Origin of the sequence: uncultured Eudoraea sp., assembly GCF_947260015.1 — a bacterium.
Taxonomy (GTDB): Bacteria; Bacteroidota; Bacteroidia; order Flavobacteriales; family Flavobacteriaceae; genus Eudoraea.
Genome location: NZ_CAMYOM010000085.1, coordinates 1 through 2,681 on the forward strand (window position 1 = coordinate 1; position 2,681 = coordinate 2,681).

1 protein-coding gene is annotated in these 2,681 nt (G+C 37.5%); it reads right to left on the reverse strand.

Annotated features, from left to right (window positions below; all coding sequences use genetic code 11):
• Window positions 1-778 (reverse strand): SprB repeat-containing protein (locus Q0X66_RS15725; protein ID WP_297708053.1); only part of this gene is annotated, 778 nt, incomplete at its 3' end.
• Window positions 779-2,681: the final 1,903 nt, after the last annotated feature.

Sequence of the window (2,681 nt, forward strand, 5' to 3'; positions counted from 1 at the left end):
ACCATAAATAAGTGAAAGGACCTACACCACCAGTAACTGTAAGGTCATAATTCCCTTTATTTCCGTCTCCGCATTCTGCTTCGACTACTGCATTTAATGGGGGAACAATATCAATAATCGGGTTATCGTAGCAGTATTTTCCATTCGGATTGTTGGCCGGGGTTACAGGACACTCGCCATTGGCTGCAGTCCAAACCAATAAAATATCACTCAGCTGGAGGGAACTCCCACAGGTAAATGTAACTTGACCATAATTCAAAACCTGTTGGTCACCTGTTTCCTCAGAGTCCTTGGCTACAGGTCCGGAACATCGTGCCACTTCGCATGTTTGTATTGTACCATCTGGCAGTGTTTCCGTTAAATCGGCAAAAACACCCAAATACCTATTTCCACTATTGGTACCGTGATTAATAGTGATCAACAAATCTGCTGTCACCGTTGTTCCAGGCGCACAAGAATTACAGGCATCCCCGGTATCCAATGAAGCTCCAAGAATAACAATATCATTCGCGGGACATTGCCCCGCTGTATACTCCGAATTGCCTCTTAAGTCGAGTTGATCTGAAGGTATTGGGTCCTGTGTGCAGAATTGTGCTGAAGCCGAAAACGGCACAGCCATCATCAGCATTATTGCAAAAAGCAGTGATGTCAAAAAAGAGTTTTTATTGATACCTCCTGCTTTTCTTCGTATTCCATTTGTATGAGAACAGCCCGGTTCTGCATTTTCTGTGCAGGATTTCTCTGCTGTTGTTTCTAAGTTAGTGTAATAATGTTCCATTGTGGGATGTGTTTAGTATGGTAATTTCAATATTTATATAAACTGGATAACCCGGCACAGGTACTGTCTGTAACAGCACCGGCCAGGTGGGCGCGATAGTTGCGCCTAGGCTATTTAAAATAAAATGTCTAAAGGCAGAAAAAGTAGTTTTGTGCATAGGCATTATTAGCTTGGTCATGTACAGACCACAGCAATTTCAGCCAGGGAAGTAAGAATTTAGGGCGAATTCTTCAGTGTGCTTTTTTTAATATTACCATAACCGCTTAATAAAAAGCGGTGGAGGATCAGCACTAATCCTTTAATTTAGATGTCGGGGTACTTTGGTTGCGGCTTTTAGAGTAAATTTATCAGTTGATTTTTACCTACAATTGATAATCACTTTTGAAGCGGCATACAATATAAAATAAAATTTAACATTTATTTTATGATTTTAACAATTTCTTGATGAAATATGCAAATAATCCGATGGAATGCACAAAAATTATTTAAAACTAAAAAACCCCTACAATTAGGGGCTTTCATGTTGCTTTTAAAACAAATTATCTTTTTCCCATTTTCTTCTGCTCTATAAGTATGGCAAGAGCCATGTTCTGCAGTCTCATTAGAGAAAGTACTAGCGATCATTTCTTGGTTAGTGTAATGTTGCTTCATAGTAGAATGCTTTTTATTAATTTTTATGTTCAGTCGTATAACAGATGCCATGATAGCAGCCCCAATGCAAAACATAAGGGTTCTGCACTGGAGGACAGCATGAGTTATTAATATGTCAATTTTATTTTATATGTAAGGGTAAGAAAGTAAAGTTTTTCATACGATTAGTTTTGGTTTTTAGATTATGACCATGACATAAGCGATGATAAATCGAACAATTTCGATATTAAATGTGATTCAAAGATAAGAAGTGGGGTGTCTTATTTTCAGGGAATATGTTTAAATCCTCTGGATATTCTATTTATTTAATTTTAGGTTTATATGACTATTACAATTATGTTGAATTAAATAAGTTGCTGCATTATAAAGCGCACCAATAATTCGTAACACAATTCGGGGAAGCATTATCTTAATAAAGAGCGCTCGATAAAAAAATCAATTTGGAGGAACAAAAACCGGCTCTTATTTTAATAATAACGAGAATAAATTTAACATTTTTTTTACATTTCCTAAGTTTTTTGTTAAAAAGTATAAAAAGTCCTTTCATTGGTCATAATTGTTAGTTTAAATCGGCCTGAACCAAGTCGGGCAGGTATGTACTTTAGTGCAAAACTTTCAGTCGCTACACATTTTTCTATATAAGTTATATGGGAAATAAGCAAAGGCCTTCAAACTAAAAAAGTACATTAAGAAAGTGGGAAGGAAACCCTACTTTGGCATTTTCAAGACGATTATAGATGCCTTCCAAAGCTACATTACCATTTTTGGCCTGCAAATCCGACTAAGACCGGTTCTCCTAAAGACCCTTTAAAAACAGCCTGATTAGGTCAATCTCTTGTCCGTAGACCACTTCTGCAACAGCCCCGAACATTTTATGGGACCATAATTATTTGCAAAAAGTACCAACATTGTGCCAAATCCAATCATCGAATCTCTTGGAACAATTCTTCGTCCAGCCCAAATCTTACCTGAAATCTTTGTGCGTTGATCCTGTGCAGTTTTTGTAGCGTTCCGGTAGATAAGCGTTAAACCGACACTAAATAGTCAGTAACACTGCCTAAATTATGTACAAACGTACCAATCCATTAACCGAACCCTTCACCTTTTTTATGATATTAGATGATATCATATGAATGCAAGAAAAATGAAAAACCCAACCACTTTCGTGATTGGATTCTCTTGGTCGGGCTTGGCCAACGAAGTTCATCTTTGATGAACGTAGTTGGGGTGGTCACGCCTCAGGCGTGACGAC